Annotated in this window: 18 protein-coding genes and 1 riboswitch; of the genes, 10 read left to right on the top strand and 8 right to left on the bottom strand. The window is 55.5% G+C overall.

The genetic code is table 11. From position 1 onward, the window contains the following. The first annotated feature begins 240 nt into the window (after positions 1-240). The 5 genes from IT971_RS07885 to IT971_RS07905 all read left to right on the top strand — a co-directional run bounded on the left by IT971_RS07885 (position 241) and on the right by IT971_RS07905 (position 2,847). Entirely contained in the window at positions 241-507 is a 267-nt protein-coding gene (locus tag IT971_RS07885; protein WP_007091600.1) for a hypothetical protein, read from the top strand. Positions 508-747: 240 nt separating this feature from the next. Further along, complete coding sequence (locus IT971_RS07890) at positions 748-969, top strand: hypothetical protein (protein ID WP_007091599.1); 222 nt, start codon at positions 748-750, stop codon at positions 967-969. A gap of 123 nt (positions 970-1,092) precedes the next feature. Then, the gene (locus tag IT971_RS07895) at positions 1,093-1,620 is read left to right on the top strand and encodes an adenine phosphoribosyltransferase (RefSeq protein WP_007091598.1); all 528 of its coding nucleotides are present in this window, start codon (positions 1,093-1,095) and stop codon (positions 1,618-1,620) included. Positions 1,621-1,745: 125 nt separating this feature from the next. Next, positions 1,746-2,192: a hypothetical protein gene (locus tag IT971_RS07900; protein ID WP_063093423.1), complete on the top strand. Its 447-nt coding sequence runs from the start codon at positions 1,746-1,748 to the stop codon at positions 2,190-2,192. A 112-nt stretch (positions 2,193-2,304) separates the two neighbouring features. Next, positions 2,305-2,847: a Panacea domain-containing protein gene (locus IT971_RS07905; RefSeq protein ID WP_007091596.1), complete on the top strand. Its 543-nt coding sequence runs from the start codon at positions 2,305-2,307 to the stop codon at positions 2,845-2,847. Between the two features lie 20 nt (positions 2,848-2,867). On the opposite strand, the gene IT971_RS07910 is transcribed toward IT971_RS07905, so the two are convergent. Together IT971_RS07910 and IT971_RS07915 are read right to left on the bottom strand one after the other, a co-directional pair. Continuing rightward, positions 2,868-3,923: a ChaN family lipoprotein gene (locus IT971_RS07910; RefSeq protein ID WP_063093424.1), complete on the bottom strand. Its 1,056-nt coding sequence runs from the start codon at positions 3,921-3,923 to the stop codon at positions 2,868-2,870. A 48-nt stretch (positions 3,924-3,971) separates the two neighbouring features. After that, positions 3,972-5,153: a PLP-dependent aspartate aminotransferase family protein gene (locus tag IT971_RS07915; protein WP_063093425.1), complete on the bottom strand. Its 1,182-nt coding sequence runs from the start codon at positions 5,151-5,153 to the stop codon at positions 3,972-3,974. A 69-nt stretch (positions 5,154-5,222) separates the two neighbouring features. Between IT971_RS07915 and IT971_RS07920 the strand changes: the two genes are divergently transcribed. After that, on the top strand, positions 5,223-6,545 hold the full coding sequence (locus tag IT971_RS07920) for an FAD-binding oxidoreductase (protein ID WP_063093426.1): 1,323 nt from the start codon (positions 5,223-5,225) through the stop codon (positions 6,543-6,545). 286 nt (positions 6,546-6,831) lie between these two features. Here IT971_RS07920 and IT971_RS07925 read toward each other — a convergent pair whose 3' ends face one another. From IT971_RS07925 to IT971_RS07945, 5 genes are all read right to left on the bottom strand, one after another. Continuing rightward, positions 6,832-7,875: an MBL fold metallo-hydrolase gene (locus tag IT971_RS07925; RefSeq protein ID WP_063093427.1), complete on the bottom strand. Its 1,044-nt coding sequence runs from the start codon at positions 7,873-7,875 to the stop codon at positions 6,832-6,834. A 136-nt stretch (positions 7,876-8,011) separates the two neighbouring features. Further along, positions 8,012-8,965 carry an ABC transporter substrate-binding protein gene (locus IT971_RS07930; protein ID WP_037987700.1) on the bottom strand — a complete coding sequence of 318 codons (954 nt, stop codon included), beginning with the start codon at positions 8,963-8,965 and terminating at the stop codon, positions 8,012-8,014. 71 nt (positions 8,966-9,036) lie between these two features. Further along, positions 9,037-9,834, bottom strand: a complete 798-nt coding sequence (locus IT971_RS07935) for an ABC transporter permease (RefSeq protein WP_063093428.1) — start codon at positions 9,832-9,834, stop codon at positions 9,037-9,039. Beyond that, a complete protein-coding gene (locus tag IT971_RS07940; protein WP_110252372.1) occupies positions 9,831-10,655 on the bottom strand; it encodes an ABC transporter ATP-binding protein in 825 nt (274 codons plus the stop codon). Before IT971_RS07940 ends, IT971_RS07935 begins: the two co-directional genes overlap by 4 nt. Further along, a riboswitch (TPP riboswitch) is annotated at positions 10,646-10,757 on the bottom strand. Its footprint overlaps the gene before it by 10 nt. Before the next feature lie 932 nt (positions 10,758-11,689). After that, positions 11,690-12,673: a quinone oxidoreductase gene (locus tag IT971_RS07945; protein ID WP_063093429.1), complete on the bottom strand. Its 984-nt coding sequence runs from the start codon at positions 12,671-12,673 to the stop codon at positions 11,690-11,692. Positions 12,674-12,771: 98 nt separating this feature from the next. Here IT971_RS07945 and IT971_RS07950 point away from each other — a divergent pair, with 98 nt between their 5' ends. Continuing rightward, entirely contained in the window at positions 12,772-13,629 is an 858-nt protein-coding gene (locus IT971_RS07950; protein WP_007090052.1) for a LysR family transcriptional regulator, read from the top strand. Positions 13,630-13,645: 16 nt separating this feature from the next. On the opposite strand, the gene IT971_RS07955 is transcribed toward IT971_RS07950, so the two are convergent. Continuing rightward, positions 13,646-15,031, bottom strand: a complete 1,386-nt coding sequence (locus tag IT971_RS07955; protein WP_063093430.1) for a CoA transferase — start codon at positions 15,029-15,031, stop codon at positions 13,646-13,648. Between the two features lie 108 nt (positions 15,032-15,139). Here IT971_RS07955 and IT971_RS07960 point away from each other — a divergent pair, with 108 nt between their 5' ends. The 3 genes from IT971_RS07960 (at position 15,140) to IT971_RS07970 (ending at position 17,981) form a co-directional block, all read left to right on the top strand. Beyond that, complete coding sequence (locus IT971_RS07960) at positions 15,140-16,282, top strand: citrate synthase family protein (protein ID WP_063092852.1); 1,143 nt, start codon at positions 15,140-15,142, stop codon at positions 16,280-16,282. Positions 16,283-16,375: 93 nt separating this feature from the next. Beyond that, positions 16,376-17,560, top strand: coding sequence for a phospholipase D family protein (locus IT971_RS07965; protein ID WP_158526647.1), 1,185 nt, complete (start codon positions 16,376-16,378; stop codon positions 17,558-17,560). 226 nt (positions 17,561-17,786) lie between these two features. After that, positions 17,787-17,981, top strand: coding sequence for a DUF3008 family protein (locus tag IT971_RS07970; protein WP_037987694.1), 195 nt, complete (start codon positions 17,787-17,789; stop codon positions 17,979-17,981). Positions 17,982-18,033: the final 52 nt, after the last annotated feature.

Below are 18,033 nucleotides of genomic sequence, written 5' to 3' on the forward strand. Positions count from 1 at the left end.
TGCAAATGCACGCGCTCAGACCATCAATGATCCACTGATGGTCCGTATCAAACTGTCCCGAATGCAGCATCGGACCATGCGGGATGCAGGTCTTTGATTTGTCTCAAGTCGGATGGCAAAATGGCTGGATCATTCGGATAGGTAATGGCGCGCCGGTATAGTTCGCGGGGGCGGAAACTTGTCATCTGGTAACTGGCAGGGCATAAGGCGCGTGGTTATCGTATCAGAACAGGAAACATCATGAGCATTTCATTCTCGGACGCGCAGAAAAAGCTCGAACAGATCACAGCCGAAATGCTGGAGCTGATCCGAAAATATGGTCTGGATGCTGAAAGTCCGTTTGATGTGATCCCGGTTGCACGCGCCAAAATCGACAATCAGCAGGACTATATCCGGTTTCTGGAGCTGTCGATCGAAGGCCGTATCTACGGCGAATATGCCGATGCGCTGCAAAAGAAGTTTGATGAAGAAGCGCGTCAGGCCGAAGCCCAGAAAAAGATGCACTGAACCGGGCTGGCTATTCGCCGGTTGGCGTCTTTTTTCTGTCTGATAGCATTTTGTTCTGATTGCATTTTTTCCGATTAAGGCGAGGTGTCACAAAATATTCCCGATCTTGTCACCGTCCTGCCGTTGAGAGGCGGCCTTTAGGGGATTATATCGCTGCTTGACGATGCGCTGGCAAAGCCGGGCGTCGTTATTCCGAAGGGGATTGTCATTCGGAACATCACGAGCAACAGGATGGCTGACATGAACAAAAGTTATGTCCAGACCTTGATGGAAGTTGAAAAAGTATTTGGTCAGATCAATGACCATGATTATCGCCTTTATCGCGCAGTATGGGGTAACCGGCAGGCCGCCGGGACCGGTTTGCCGCGTGGTACACGTGCTGAAATCAGCAAGAAACTTGCAAATGACTTTGTCACGGCAAACAACGCCGTAATGCATCGAAACACGGCGCACGCGGCCTAGCTTCGATTGCAGGCGGCAAACCCGATTTGCTGCCAATATTCGGGAACGCTTGATTTTAAACCGCCATCTGGTGTTAAAGATGGCGGTTTTGTTTTTCAGGTTAACCCCGGCCGGAGTTCTCCCATGTCGATCAAGTCGCTGATCCGTACCATTCCCGATTACCCGAAAAAGGGGATCATGTTTCGCGATATCACGACCCTGTTTGCCGATGCAGATGGTTTGCGTGATGTGATCGACAGTTTTGCTGCCGAATTTCAGGATAAACAGATCGACGTGATCGTCGGGATTGAGGCGCGCGGTTTTATCATCGGCCCGGCGGTCGCCGTAGCCCTTGGTGTCGGTTTTGTTCCGATCCGCAAACGCGGCAAACTTCCTGCTGAAACCATCGAAGTCGAATATGAACTGGAATATGGATCGGACGTGATCGAAATGCACACCGATGCGATCAAGCCCGGACAGCGTGTTCTGGTGATGGATGATCTGATCGCAACCGGCGGCACGGCTCTTGCCGCGATTGATCTGATCGAAAAGGCAGGCGGCGAAGTTGCCGGTTGTGCCTTTATTATCGATCTTCCTGATATTGGCGGGGCACAAAAAATCCGTGATCGCGGTGTCAATGTCTTCCATCTGGTCGAATTTGACGGCGACTAATGCCTCAAAATAGCTTGATACCCACCGAAAATGACGATTCTTGTCTCTTTTGAGCCGTAATTGGGATATAATCTTACAGTTGAATAATGCTGTAACATGTTCCGGTTTCGGCTGGAGAGAGGAAAATGGTCGTACCTGCCGTCAATAACCAGTCCATAAGTCAGGTCAGCCAGTATGGCCGACTTGCGGCTGCTGGTGCGCGCGGTGTTGCGACGGTTGACCGCAATAGCCAGATTCAGGCCCCCAGCGAACATTACACTTATGACCCCGATAATGACGGTATCCTGTTCAATGCCTATATCGACGGCAAAGGCAAACAGCAATCCGGGCAGGGAAGTGCGGGTGATCAGAAAGACCAGCGCGCCGAACAAAGTCGTCTGTCGGCAGCTCGTCGGGCAAGCGACCGCGAAGGTGCGATTTCACCCGAAAGCGATATCGATTTCGCAAGCCTTCTTGATCCGGAAATTCCATTCGATCTAAGCGCGAATAGCGGAACATCATTCTATGCGGTGGTTAATGCTGTTGTGCATGGTGCGGGTATTCGCGGCACACGGGTTGATGCCTATATCTGATCGCCTGCCGGATTTCCTTGAAAAGTGAATACATTCCGTTCCGGTCCTTGTTGTCGTGCCCAAGCGGCATTATGATCGTGATCCGCCATGCGTTTCGTTTGCTGGATCAGATATGCAGAACAAGCCGGTCCTTAATTCCGTATTCGAAGCCGTTTTTCGCCTGATTGATCATGCATTAAACGACAACGAATATCTGCAACCGCAAAAGCTTCATCGTCTGCTGTATCTGGCGCAGGCCTATTACGGGGCCAATTATCACGGTCGCATGTTGATGCCCGCTGTTTTCATCGCAGATGATATTGGTCCGATTGAACCGAACGTCTATGCCGTCATGGAAGAAAGTCGACCGGATGTGCGGCTTAAATCGGTTGATCCCAAAACGCAGCATTTTATCGAAAGTATCTGGTCGCAGTTTGGTCATCACTCTGTCGAACATCTTAGCGAAACCGTGCGCAATCATCCGCCTTATCTTGATGCATATAAACAGGGGCCGGGGACAGTGATCCCGTTTCAGGTGATGGTGGATTTCTATGCCTCGGTCCGTAAAAGTGCCACCACCCCTGAGGCAAAAGAAGTTGTCCGCCCGCGTGTCATGCGTTCGCATAAGGGCAAACCGGTTGCGACCACCGATTGGTTGCCCCGTCGAATCAAATAATTTTCGGTTTTTGCTCGGACCTATTGTCCAATCTGAATGTCTTCGCACGGATCGGCACGTGGCAGATCATTTGTGAACCACATGAAATCCGCCACATTTTCTGATCCCATCCGAAGCGCATAATCACGCACACCAGGAAGGTCTTCACCCGGGTCATCTGCCTCGACCAGAATGACAACTGCAATGTCGTTATCGTCGATATCAGGTGCATAACGCCGCAGATGGTAGGGTACCGCAATGTCATCACGCACATGCATGGCACCGGCAATCAGGAATGCGCCATCCGGGCTAATGGTTTTGTTCGCGTCAATCATTGCGCGCGCAAGCGATGCATCGCGGGCAAACTGCACAAGCGAAAAGGCAGGCAATTGCGATTTGGGCAACATGTTGCAATGACCGTCTGCAATTTCCTGATCAAATCGTGCAGCAATATCATCGGGTAGCGTCGGCAGGGAGAGCTTTTGCGCAAGCTCGGTCGGCAGGGCGCTGATACCTTCGTTGATCATGGGCCGCAGGACATCCCGGGGCAGGTTGCCAGCAACCATCGGCAGCCCGTTTTCCTTTGCCGCCTCGGCAATCGGGGCATAGTCATGCCATGATGGCCAACCACTTTCGCCCCACTTCATTTCACTGCCAAGTTCCTCGGGTGGTACAGCCTGCCAAGCCAGATCAAGGCTTTCCTGCTGGTCGCGATCAAACATTTCCCAGACAACTGCACGCTTGGTGCCTTCGCGTTTGCTTAGCGCGCGGACCAATTGTGCCTGATGATGATGATGGATCGGATTGTCGTGTTTTTCCCCGATCAGGATAAAACGCGTCCCGGCAAGATGCGAAACCAAGTCGTCAAACATGATATAGCGCTGCCCGGCCATATCGAAAATCAGTCCCGGTGCCGGGGGCAGGGAATTGGCATCGGGAATATCACGAATGCCTGCCGGTTGGCTTGAGGTGCGGGTTTGCGCCTGCGCCGAACGAACCGGAAATTCCGTCGCCGCGATCATTGCTGCAAAAGCAAGACACAGCGAAAGTGATTGTTTGAAACAAGATCGTGTGCGGGCACGAAACACAGTTTTCATCACGCGTGGAATTTCCAGTCCGTTGATTGGCCGATTTTCATTCCGACTTTATTTACTCAAATCCAGGGCGGTTTCAATATCATGGATCAAATCGTGGGCATCTTCGATACCGACGGACAAACGCAACAGATCATCGGGCACAGGGCTTGTTGGGCCTTCGACCGATGATCTGTGTTCAATCAGACTTTCGACCCCGCCAAGTGACGTCGCGCGTTTAAACAGTTTGCACTGATTGTGGAAATCCACGGCCCGTTTGCCGCCGCCCTTGACCCGGATCGACATCATGCCGCCAAATCCGCCGGTCATCTGACGCTTGGCAATGTCATGGCCGATATGGCTTTCAAGGCCGGGATACTGGACCTGCGCGATTTCAGGGTGGTTTTCGAAATGGCGGGCGATTGCCATGGCATTGGCACTGGCCCGTTCGACCCGGATTGACAGGGTACGCATACCACGCAAAAGCAGCCATGCTTCGAACACACCCAGAACACCGCCGCCGCCTGCATGCTGTTTGCAAACGCGTTGCCAGAATTCGCTGTCCTTGTTTGCAGTGGTAAGTGTGCCGGCCAGAACATCACTATGTCCGTTAAGATACTTGGTTGCCGAATGCATGACGATATCTGCACCCAGTTCAATCGGGCGGGTCAGAAGCGGTGTGGCAACCGTATTGTCAACCGCAACAATCGCCCCGGCCTTGTGCGCGGCATCGGCAACGGCGGCGATATCGGTGATCTGCCAGTCCGGGTTGGCGGGCGTTTCCAGCCAGACCATTCTGGTTTTGCCCGGCTGGATATGTTTCACCCACTGGGCCGTGTCGCCATTATCAACAAAATCAAATGTCAGACCGGCGCGCACACCGCTATCGAGCATGAAGCTGCGCAGCGCCCAATACATTACCTTTGGCGCGACCACATGATCACCTGGTGATAACGCATGCAGCAAGGCAACGGCTGCGGCCATGCCCGATGCGAAAAGCCGCGTCTGTGCGCCACCTTCGAGCGCGTCAAGAACCGCACAGGCCTGATCATAGGTCGGGTTGTCGGTGCGAGTATAGCATCGGCCATCGTGATAGCTAAGATCGGTATTGCGTTCGAACGTTGTCGACGGATAGATCGGCGGGGTGACCGAACGGGTGGTTTCCTCGACCCAGCCCAGGGCCTGAGCCGTGATGGTTGCGGGGTTCTGTTTCTTGTTATCGGCAGACATGGTGGCACCTGATTTTGTTGTCATTTATTGCCGCGCAACATAACGTGGAACACGCCACATCCCAAAACGAAAACAAAAGAACGACTGATTCAGATGCCCCATATCACGAACGATCCCCAATTCGACCTTCCCAAAGAATGCGATGTTGTCGTTATCGGCGGCGGTATCCATGGTGCCAGCAGCGCGTACTACCTTGCCAAGGCGGGCATGAAGGTTGTCCTTCTGGAAAAGGATACCATTGCCTCGCATCAGTCCGGTCGGGCGTGGGGGTTCGTGCGTCAGCAGGGCCGTGATCCGGTTGAACTGCCCCTGATGATTGAATGCAACCGCATCTGGCAGGGGCTTGAAAAGGAACTCGACGCTGATCTGGAATGGCGGCAGGGTGGGGTCATGTTCGTTGCGCGCGATGATGCCGAAATGGCGGAATTTGAGCAATGGATCGAAGACGCCAAAGGATTTGATATCGAAACGCAGGTGCTTGATCCCAAGGGGGTTGCCAGGATCGCACCGGGCATCACGCGCCCCGGCGTTGGCGGGATTTATACCCCGTCTGACGGGCAGGCCGAACCGAAAAAGGCCGCCCCGGCAATCGCAAAACGTGCCGGTGAACTCGGCGCCTTTATTGCCGAAGGTTGCGGTGCCATTGGCATTGAAACGAGTGGCGGTGCAATCAGTTCGGTCATATCCGAACGTGGCGAGATCAAATGCAAATACGTGATCTGTGCCGCTGGGGCCGCGACGCATAAATTCGTTGCCAAATTCGGCCGTCGCCTGCCGCAGCAAACCACGCGCGGCACGGTGATCCGCACCACCCCGGTGCCGGAAATTTCAGCCGCCGGTACATTGGCCGCCGGTCTGGCGTTTCGTCAACGTGCCGATGGCTCGATGAATATCGCTGACGAATTCATGACCGATCTGGATCTGACATTGGGCCGGTTCAAATATGCCCGCGATTTTGCACCGGGCCTGTTTGCTAATTGGGCGACCTTCAAATTCCATCTGAACAGGCGGTTTGTTGATGACCTTGTTGATCGCCTGCCGGGTTCGGCGGCATCAAAGCAGCCATTGATCGGGCGGCGGGAAAATCAGGCGCAGCCCTACGAGGTGCGCGTGAATAACGCGATGGCGAACCTGCAAAAGGTTTTCCCGCAAATCAAACAGGTCGGTATTGCCGATAAATGGGCGGGCGATATCGATGTTACCCCCGATGCGATACCGGTGATCGATCAGTTCGACAATCCAAAACATTTCTTTGTCGCCACCGGTTTTTCCGGCCACGGATTTGCCATGGGGCCAGTGGTCGGCAAGGTGCTGGCGGACTGGATCACAACCGGGCAGCCATCCATTACGCTTGCCGGGATGGAGCTTTCACGGTTTGAGGACGGCACCATCCGCAAACCGCGCACGCGGGTCTGATCTTTTTGTGTGAGGAATAATCTGGCGTCGGGATCGTTTTCAAACGGTCTTGACGCAGGGTATCTGTCATGCAATTAAATGTTATGTTATAACGTAACTTTTAATTTGAAGCTCATGATGAAATTTGCATCGGTCGCCGGTGTTGGTCTGGCTCTTTTCGGTGCAGCACAAATCGCCTAAAGCCGAGACCATGATCGCAGTTCTCCCAAACATTGCGGCCAGGGTTTCGGCTTTCGAAGACCGGCAACGATCTGCACGTTGCCGGTCTTCACCTATCTGTTATGCTCTATTGCGCGGCTTTGGTTTCGGGTAAATCATTCGTCTGATGATTGGTTTTGCCGTCAAAAAACCGTGTTGCCCCAATCGGGGCGGCAATGAAGTCATTCGCGCCAATGTCGGCATCCTTGCGTGCCGATGCCAATCGCACCGGCGGTTCGTCAACCGGTTCTGCGGTCAGGACGAAAGTCCCCCAATGAATGGCAAGCGCCTGCTTGATGCCCATTACCTGCATGATCTGAATGGCTTCTTCGGGGTTGGTGTGGGCGTTGCGCATGAAATCGCTGGGCTCGTAAGCCCCGATCGGGATCAGGCCGAAATCGATCCCGCCATATTGTTCGCCCATTTCGGTAAACAGCCGTTCGTTCCAGCCGGTATCACCGACGAAATAGAAACGATAGCCATCTGCGAATTCAAGGATATATCCGCCCCACAGCATTTCCTTGCGGTCCTTGGTGGTGCGCGCCGACCAGTGATTGCTGGGCACATGGGTGATGGTAACGCCGCCATGCGAAAGGCTTTGGTCCCAGTCGAGTTCTTCGTACTGGTCGGGGGAGATTCCGGCCTTTTCCAGAAGAGTTCCGTTTTTCAGCGGCAGGATATAGCGCGGGCCATTGCCAATCTTTCCAAGGCTTTCGACATCGAAATGGTCGTAATGATTGTGCGACAGCAGCACCAGATCAAGCGTAGGCAACTGATCGATCCGCAATCCCGGCTGGCTGTATCGTTTGGGGCCGACATATCGGAACGGCGATGCCCGTTTGGCAAAGACCGGGTCGGTCAGGATATTGAGCCCGCCATATTGCACCAGAGCCGTCGCATGGCCGATCCATGTGACTTGCAGGCGCGCCGGATCGGGATTGTGGATCGCGTCCATATCCGGGGCCTCGGTCGGGATTTTGCCGTGCTGGTGTTTGGCTTTTGGCCAGTTTTCAGAGCCGAAATAACGCCGCTTCAGGAAGCGCCAGAATGATCTTTTGCCGGTTTCCGGCAGGGGATAGCGGTTTTCAAATCCGAATGCTGTGTGGTGCGTTGGGCGTTTTTTGTCAGTCACGCGGTCAAATCCCCTGATCGGCTGATTGATATTTTCGATCTTATGAATGTGTCGCGGATCGGGAATTGTGCAAGTGCGGGCTGATCAATGGAAAAGGCCGGAACCGCGTTTGGTTCCGGCCTGCATTCCAGTCGGTTTATTCGATCACGGTCACGTAGCTGTCAAGCGGTGGAACGGTTTCGATAATGCCCTGATCCTTGAGATAATCGGCAAAGCGGGCATAACGGGTGCGGTCAACAGCAGCCGGACGGAGCGCAAAGCGCGGCAGGGTATCGGCCCATGCCTTGATGTTAAGCTCGTCATCCAGGTTCGGATAGGCCGCGATAAAGGCCTGCCAGCTGTCATCGGGATGATTGACCAGATACTGAACGCCCTCTTCAAGCGCGGCCAGCATGCGGGCAAAGCGCGGATCATCGGTTTTGTCGTTGCGCACGGTCAGGATCAGCTCGTCATAGGGCGGAACGCCTTCTTCCTCGACATAAAATGCCTTGCCCGGTTTGCCTTCGATTTCCATCTGGTTGAGCTCGAAATTGCGATAGCCGCCGATGATCGCATCGACCTGCCCGGAATACAGCGATGGCGAGAGCGAGAAATTGACATTCACCAGTTCGACATCGTCAATCGAAACCCCGTATTTGCCCAGCATCGTGCCGAGTAACGCATCTTCGAAACCGGCCAGCGAATAGCCGATTTTCTTGCCCTTAAGGTCGGCAATTTCCTTGATCGGCCCGTCTTTCAGAACGATCAGGCTGTTAAGCGGGGTTGCGACCAGCGTGCCGATCCGGGTCAATGGCAGGCCTTCGGCGGCCTGCACGTGAAGCTGCGGCTGATAGTTCACGGCAACGTCACCCTGACCGGCGGCAACAAGGCGCGGCGGGGCGGATGGATCGGCCGGTTCGATCAGCTCGACATCCAGATCATGCTTGGCAAAAAAGCCCTTTTCCTTGGCGACAATCAGGGGCGCGTGATCGGGATTGACGAACCAGTCGAGAAGTATGGTGAGCTTGTCGGCGGCGAATGCCGGGCTGGTCATTCCCATCGCAACCGCGCCAATCGTGGCCGCGGTGATCATGGATTTCAGGCGTGACATGGATGAACCTCCTATCGGATATCGGAATATTTTTGATGTTCTGCCCCGCAATCTTTCGCGAGGAATTCGGTTTATTTTGCCGGTTTCAGGCTGTCGGGCTGCCATGGCAAGGCCGCACGTAACGCGCGGTCGACAAGGAAATATTGCGTGATCGAAAACGCGCACAGGATCAGAAGGCAGGCAAAGACCATGTCGATCTGAACCCGGGCATTGGCATGCAGCATCAGATAGCCAAGGCCGTGGCTTGATCCGACCCATTCGCCGATCACCGCCCCGATGGGGGCAACCGCAGTTGCGACCCGAAAGCCCGAGGCAAATGAAGGCAGTGCGGCGGGGAGGCGCACATGGGTCAGCAACCGCCAGCGGCTGGCACCCATGGTGCGGGCAAGGTCGAGGAAGCCCGGTTCGGTGCGCGATAACCCGTCAAAAAACGCGACGGTGACAGGGAAGAAAATGATCAGGGCCGCCATTGCGATTTTTGAGCCCAGGCCAAAGCCCAGCCATAATACCAGAAGCGGGGCCAGCGCAAAAAACGGGATCGCCTGCGACACGAGCAAGATCGGCATCAGCCAGAACCGCACGGGGGCAAAAAGTGCCATCGGAAGGGCCGCCAAGGCCCCCAATGCCGCCCCGGCAAAAAGCCCGATCACGGTTTCGGCAATCGTGTATCTGGCATGATCAAGCAACACGTCATGACGCTTGATCAGGGTCAGCCAGACTTCATAGGGGGCAGGCAGCATATATTTCGGCGCGCCGGTGACGGTGACAACAATCTGCCATGTCGCGATCAGGGCGGCGATGATGATGACGGGTCGGGCGAGTTTCAGCAGCCGCCGTTCGGTAAGCGGGGTGCGAGGTGTCTTCGTCATGCCGTTCCCTCCGCCCGGTTGAGTTCCTCGGCGGTGGCGCCAAGCTGACGGAGCAGTTCAGCCTGATGGCGGAGGATTTCCGGATCGGTGACATCGCGCGGGATGGTGCCCGCCGGAAGCATGGCGTCACTCAGGACCGCGGGGGTACCACGCAGGACATGAACCCGGTCACCAATCCGAAGGGCTTCGAGCGGATCATGGGTCACCAGCAAAACCGTTTTGCCGCGCAATACCCGTGCGGCAAGGTCCTGAAGGCGCATGCGATTAAGCGGATCAAGGGCCGAAAAGGGTTCATCCATCAGGACAACCGGGCGGTCTTCCATCAGGGTGCGGGCAAGGGCAGCGCGCTGTTTCATCCCGCCGGAAAGTTCGGCCGGGCGTAAATGTGCGGCGTCTGATAGCCCGACCTTGGCAATCAGCGCATCGGCGCGCGCAAGATCGGGGCGTTCATTGCGAAGCACCGCCCCCAGAACGACATTTTCCCGGACAGTCCGCCAGGGCATCAACAAATCCTGCTGCGCCATATAGGCAACCCGGCCCAAAAGCGGCTTGCCATCCGAGCAGGCAATATCCCCGCCAGCCTCGCCATCGACCAGCCCGGCGAGATAGCGCAACAATGTGCTTTTGCCGACACCAGATGGGCCCAGCAAACAGGTGATGCTGCTGGCGGGCAGGGTCAGGTCAAGATCATGGAAAATATCGTCGCCGTTAAAGGCCACGCGACCACCGCGCAGATGAACATCAAACGGCGTTACGTTGCCCGTTAAAACGGGGGGATTTAAGGAGGCTGCCGGTTTCGGCGCTGGTTCTGTCTTGCGCATGCGATCCTTCCTACGCCGGTCTTAACCGGTTCAGGTTCAAAGGGTCGTCCGGCAACACCGAACCTCTCAGCCGATTCACGATCGGCCCCCCTGGAGATGACGGGACTATGCGCAGATCATGGCGGGACGTCAAGCATTGGAAAAAGTTCTTGATTTGTTCTTTTGTTTGTGGCATAAAGACAAAGTCAACGGGAGAAATGTACCCGGACCGAAACCCGCAAGGCCTTGTGCCTCGCGGGTTTTTGCGTTTGGGACCAGATCAAAGAGGGGATCAGGATGCAGCGGCAAGGATTGAGGCAGGGCGGCGGAGTAGTCCGCAGGATATGGGTCGGGGGATGGCGGAGCCATTACGGCGGCGTTCCGCGCTGGTTCTAATACGCTTTCAATACGCTTGTTTGTCATGACGGGAGAGGTGCGTCTTGTCGGGGAACGGACCCCGGATTTGCCGGAAGCGGCAGCAATGGCAGTGGTGGTGGCAGTGATTTGTGGCCCCTTGGTGGTGGACAGGTTGGGGGCAGTGCGCCCGAAATCCGTCTGCTGATGAAAATGGCGGCAGCCCGAGATGTGTCTGGACGTCGGGGTGGCAGGTTGCCGCCGTGGCCGGAGCGGGCAACGAGCCGGTGGCCGTCAGTGGACCGTCAGTTGGCGAGATTGCTGGAGGCCCGAGGTGTGTCCGGGCTTCATGGTCATGGCATTGCCGGAAGAGGCCGGAGCTGGCAGCGATGCCGTGGGCGGTCAGTGGCCGTCGATGGTGGGAGACAGGTGGGGCCGGAAGTGATCGGATCGACCGTTCGAAGCTAGCCCGCCGGGTGATCCCGTCCATGTGCTAAGCCATCGATCACCGCCGGGAAGCAAATGCGCCTTGCTTTGCGCCGGCTTGTGGTTTCGATATGCTGGGCGATGTCATTTTCTGTTTTTGGGGGCGATGGTCTGGGGGCGGTTGGGTTGCGCGTATCACGGCGGCCCTGCAGTATGGGCTTGCATCAACCAATTGATTTGTCGATACCTGTTGACCTGTGCAGGGCCGCGATTGATTACTTGGGGGTGTTGTCGTCTGGCGTTACCAGAGTGATTGCTCCGCTTGTTCGGCCCGCTTCAAGGTCGGCATGTGCACGTGTGGCCTCGGAAAGGGGATATTCGGTCGCGGCCGGGAACTCATACTGACGCAAAATATTGAACCACGCGTGTGCGGCCCGGTGATAGTTTTCTGTATCCGTGACATACGTAAGGATACTGGGCCGTGCAAGAAACCGGTTGGTCAGATGCCGCAGGTCAAGAGGCGGTATGTCTCCGGCAACCTGACCAATTGTTGCGGTAATTCCGAACGGCCTGGTCGCGTTTAGGGATTTGGTCAGATTATCGCCGCCGATCCCGTCAATCGCGTAATCAACACCGCGTCCTGATGTCAGGTCCATGACGGCGGTTTCAAAATCCTGTTCGCGATACAAGATCGCGTGATCAAGCCCCTGCGCTCGTGCTGCCAGTGCCTTGTCTGAGGAGCCGATTGTGCCGATGGTTGTCGCCCCTAAATGCTTGGCCCAGCGGACCAGTATCTGGCCCAGACCACCTGCTGCTGCGTGTATCAGAACGGTTTGACCCGGTGAGACGCGGCCAATTTGTTCTAATAAAAGGTAGGCAGTCATGCCGCGCAGGAAGGAACCGGCGATCTGATCGGGGTGAAGATCATCGGGGATTTTGATCAGCTGGCTTGCCGAAATGTTGCGTTCTGAGGCATAGCTTCCGGCCGGAAAACCGGCATAGGCAACCTTGTTGCCGATGGCAAAGCCGGTCACGTCAGGACCTGTTCCCGTAACGGTTCCGACAGCTTCAACCCCGATAATCGCGGGCTTTTCTTGCAGCGGATACAGGCCGACGCGATGATAGATATCGACAAAATTAACCCCGATCCGGTTTTGGTCAATCCGGACTTCACCCACGGCTGGTGCGGGTAAATTGATTGCGCATTCCTGAAGGCATTCCGGGCCGCCGATTTGGCTGAGTTCGATGATTCTGGTCATGAAATACTCCTGACATTTGATGTGATATCAGGAATATCCGTTGTTTTTCCTGGGGGAAATTCCCTATGTTTGCGTAGTTAATGGGGAAAAATGCGCAAATGAATTGGGAAGACTACCGATACTTTCTGGCTTTGGCTGATACGGGCAGTTTTTCGGCGGCGGCAAGGGAACTGGGTGTGGATCACAGCACGGTTGCGCGTCGGGTCAATGCGCTTGAAACCACATTCGGGGTCCGGTTGATTGATCGTTTGCCGAAGTCGGTGATGTTGACGGTTGATGGCAAACTGGTTGCCGAGCAGGGGCGTCAGGCGGTTCTGGCAATGCAGGCGGTTGAACGTGTTGCGGCGGGATCCGCCGACCATGTTTCAGGAACTGTTTGTGTGAGCGCACCACCGGCACTGGCCAGTCATATTATCGGGCCAAAAGTCCGGGAATTGCGAGAACAGCATCCTGAGATCGATCTTGTTTTGCAGGGGGAAACCCGATCAACAGACCTGAACCGGCGGCAGGCCGATATTGCGTTGCGCCTGTCGCGCCCGGAAAAATCGGCGGTCACAGTGCGCAAGTTGACGGATATGCCGTTCGGTTTTTACAGCGCACCTGATTATGACAAGCCCGAGCATGTCTGGGACTTTATCAGCTGGGATGAAACGACGGCCAGTATCCCGCAACATCGCTGGATCGAGGAGCGGTTGCATGGGCGCAAGGTCGTGCTGCGTAGCAATGATACCAGCATACAGGCTGCGGCGGCTGGCTCGGGGTTGGGAGTTGCGATTTTACCGCACTTTGTCGGGGATGCCGATCCAAGGCTGGCCCGCCTTTATCCTCATGAAAGTTTTCCACCGCGCGAGGTCTGGATGCTGGTGCATGAGGATCTGCGTCATGCACCACGCATCCGAACTGTGATGGATTTCCTGATCAAGACTGTTGCCGTGCTGAAAACCCAGATCGTCTGAGTAATTGATATATTGCTTACCACGCTGCCGCGCTGGATAAAAGCCGTCCTGCCGGGTAATCCCAGCCATGTGCGACGCCATCAATGGTGGCCGGGAACCGAACGCGCCGGGCCTTGCCCCAGCTTGTGGTTTCGAGATGCGGGGCGATGTCGTTTTCGGTTTCGGGGGCGATGGTTTGGGGTCGGGTTGGTTGCGCAGTCTGGCAGAGCAGGTGGGCGGTGCGGGCCAGCGAATGGCGGGCGGTGGTGATCTGGCCGGTCTGGCTGCGAAGCAAAAGGGCGTGGATCGTGCTTGCCGCCATCAGATAGCCGGTGGCGTGGTCAAGGGCCTGCACGGGAAGGGGCGTTGGTTTTGGCGCATCGGCCTGTTTCATGCCGAAATCGGCGATGCCACAGCTCATTTGTACCAAGCTGTCAAAGCCGCGTCGTTTGGCCCACGGGCCGGTCCAGCCATAGGCGCAGAGTGTCACATCAATCAGACCGGGATTGATGCGGCGAAGTTCATCCGCGCCGTAACCAAGACCCGGCAGGGCATCGGGGCGATAGCCATGCAGCAGGATATCAGCACCTGCCAGAAGGCTTTCGAATGTTTTGCGATCCTCGGCACGTTTGAGGTCAAGCCCGGCACAGCGTTTGCCAAGGGTGATTTCGGGGATTACCGCGCCCTCGTCCCAATGGGGCGGGTCGATGCGCAGGACATCGGCACCATAGGCCGCCAGAAACCGCCCGGCGACCGGACCGGCCAGAACGCGGGTCAGGTCAAGCACGCGAATCCCGGCCAAGGGGCGGTCGGGCCGGATAACGTGGCGCGATTTGGTGAATGTGCCGTGATCCTGCCAGCCGATCAGCGGTTCGGCTGCAATCGCCGCCCCCTGCGGGTGGGATTGCCAGTCATCGAGGCTGCGCATGGTGGCGGCACAGCCGCCCGCCGCAATGATTGCGGTTTCGAGGTCATCGGATTTCCAGTTTGCGACAATGGGGGCGAGGGCCTGGCGATCCGGATAATCGCCCAGAACCGAAAGGGCTGCCGCACGGTGATGCGGGGCGTTGGTGTGAAGCCGTATCCAGCCATCGGCGGTTTTGTAATCACCGGCAATCGCGTCCCAGACCGGCGGCAGTTCCCAGCCAATCGGGCGGATCGTGATATCAAACCATTTCGACGCCAGCCGTTGATCAATGATGACGCCTGCCTGATCACCGGTGGCCAAACCGCGATAGCGGGAAATCATGGCGGATGCGATGCCCATTGAGGCCGTTGCAAGATCAGTCACGGCAAAGAAGGATGGCAGGGCGTCCGCGCCGGTGATTTTGATATCGGGCAGGGCGTTTGTTGCGCCCGGTAGATCAAGGGCATTTGCAATCGGGGCGATGAACGGGTTGGGCTTGTTGGTCATGGCGGTCATGTTGGTGGCTCCTTTTTCCGCATCGGTGGCGCGGGGGGGGGGGGGGATTGATCGGCCAAGGATCACGCGGGGCTGGACAAATCGTCAATCTTGATCAAGATAATCAATATGAAAAATCTTGATGATCCGATGAATGAGACGGCATTTTTCACGCTGTCAGCACAGGAAGTCTGTGCGGCGACCGGCATATCGCGTGATACGCTTTATGCCTATGTCAGCCGCGGGATCGTGCGCGCCATTGCCCATCCCGGTGATGCACGCAAAAGCCTTTATGACCATCGCGATGTGCGCAAAATCATTGAGAGCAAAAAACGCGGCCGGTCGCGGCAATCGGTGGCGGCATCGACGATTGACTGGGGCGAACCGATACTGGTGTCGAAAATCACCCGCATTGCCGACGGGCGGTTTTTCTATCGCGGCAAGGATGCGGTGGGGCTTTCGGACACCATGACGCTTGAAGATGCCGCGCGGCTTCTGGCGGGATTGCGGGTCGATCAGGATCGGTGTTGCGCGCCCGATTTCATCCCGGCCAATCACACCACACCGTTTGACCGGATGATTGCGATGATGGCGGGCGAGGTGACAAGCCATCCTGCCGGGGATGGTCGCCCGGTGGCGGCGAAGCTGATGCGGCTTGCGGCCTTGGCGGCGGCCGGTATGCGCGATGACGGTGAAAGTCCGATCCATGTGATGCTGGCGCGTGCGTGGTCAAAGAGGCCAGAGGCCGTGGATTTGCTGCGCCGCGCACTTGTGCTGTGTGCCGATCATGAATTGAATGCGTCGGCCTATGCGGTGCGGGTGGCAGCATCGGCAGGCGCGAGTGTCCCGGCATCCCTTCTGGCCGGGTTGGCGACATTATCGGGCAGTCGGCATGGCGGGTTAACGCCGCGTTGCCGGGCATGGATGGACCGGGTGGAAAAGCGCAAGATTGATCCGGTGCAGGGTGGCGTGCCACCCGGTTTCGGCCATCCGCTTTATCCCGATGGCGATCCGCGCACGCGCGCGATCATGCAATCCTGCGGGCAGGTGGGGGATGCGTTCTGGGCACGAATTGCAGACCGGGTGACGGATGAAACCGGGCAATATCCCAGCCTTGATTTCGGGTTGGCGTTGCTCGAACGCGAGCTTGATCTTCCGAAAGGGGCCGGGCTTGGCATTTTTGCCGTCGGGCGCATGGCGGGCTGGATCGCGCATCTGTTTGAACAACGCCAAAGCGGCAAGATCATTCGGCCCCGGGCGGCAACAGCTTAACGAAACAGTACGGGCATAAATTTCTTATATTAGCTTGCAATGAATCATCTATTCTGATGATCTATTTAAGATTGCAAAACAATGGGGGATGTTATGTCATCAAAAATACAGTTTCTAGTGAACGGCTACGACAGAGATCATGGGCAAGAAATAATCTCGTATCTCGAAGATGCGGATCATTTTGAATGCTTGGCGGCCTTTGCAACAGGTTCGGCAGATGGGTTTGCCGATCAGCTTAAGGCTGCACTCAAGCGCGGAATGACCGCACGTATAGCGATAGGTCTAAGTTCCTATGTTACCCAGCCAGCGCTTTTGCAGTCTCTATTGTCCCTGACGAAAAATAATGCATTTCAGCTCTATCTCTCACATATGGATAGCGAAATATTTCACCCGAAAATCTATTGTTTTCGTAAGGGGAAACGCACAAGAGTCCTGATCGGTTCGGCAAATCTGACAGGCGGGGGATTTAAAGAGAATTATGAAGCTTCCGCTGTTGTCGACAATTCAGAAATTCTGGCTGCTATTGAGAACTGGTTCGATGACTTGATTGATGAAGAAGTTTTGCTTCCGGCAAGCAAATCTTTGATTCAAGAATATGAAGCGGCCTATGAGAAAAATCGCGTTTGGCAGAATTTGATCAGACGACAACAGATGCGGATAGAGCAACAGACCCCTGAAGCAGGGACGCTGGTTGCAATGCTCGCTGAGATGCGAAAGGACACAACCAAAGAGGGGTTTGATCAAGAGATCGCGCTTCGGGCTAGAAACGCAAGAACTGCGCGAGACATTATAGCAAATATCGCACAATATTCGGAACGTTCGGATATTTCTTTCGATAAACTCTATGGAGAATTGCTGAATTGTTTCCATTCAAGCGGTATAGTTAGAAGCAAGTCGGAAGTATGCAAGCAGGCTAACATTTTTGCTGCGGCCATGGAGGAAATCCTCTCCTATGAGATTAAAAGCCTGAAGCCTACGAAAGCTTATGAAATTCTGAGTAGCCGCTTTCAAGGGATCACTGGGGCAGGAGTCAATCTGCTTACAGAAATCCTGCATGCATTGGATGCTGAGCGATTTGCTGTTATGAATGGGAATGCGACAAGGGGCATGAACCTTGCCAATATTTATCACTTCCCAACCATATTGAATAAAACGTCGATCAAGCCTGAAACATATGCGTTGTTCTGTGAAACGGCTGAAAGAGTAAAAGCTAAGTTAAATCTCGATGATATGATGGAGCTCGATGCTCTGTTTAATTATTGCTATTGGCGTATTTAGCTGGCGATACATCATCCAACTCATATCGTCATCAGTTCCTACCTGTGCGGGAATCAAGATAGCGGGCAGTGCGCGCGCGTTTTTATCGGACCAAGCCGGGAAGGTGTATCTGCCCGCTGGCGAGCTTTATCATCATGGTTCATGCAACGATTTTATCGTCATTTCGGAACACGTGCCGGTCTGGTTTGTTTGATAAACAGGGCAAACGGTAACGAAGGACGAGACAATGCCTGCAAAATCGAAATCCCAGCAGAAAGCCGCCGGTCTGGCGCTTTCGGTCAAGCGTGGCGAGCAGAAAAAGGGCGAACTGACCGGGGCTGCGCGCGAGATGGCAGAAAGCATGTCCGAGGAGGAGCTTGAGGAACTGGCATCGGGCCAGCGCAAGGGCAAGCCGGAGCATAAATCCAAGTCGGGATCGTGATCGGTATCACATCCCTGGCTTGTGAAATCAGGCCGTCCGGTTATCTTTTTCT

Source organism: Thalassospira sp. B30-1, assembly GCF_015767575.1.
GTDB lineage: Bacteria > Pseudomonadota > Alphaproteobacteria > Rhodospirillales > Thalassospiraceae > Thalassospira > Thalassospira xiamenensis.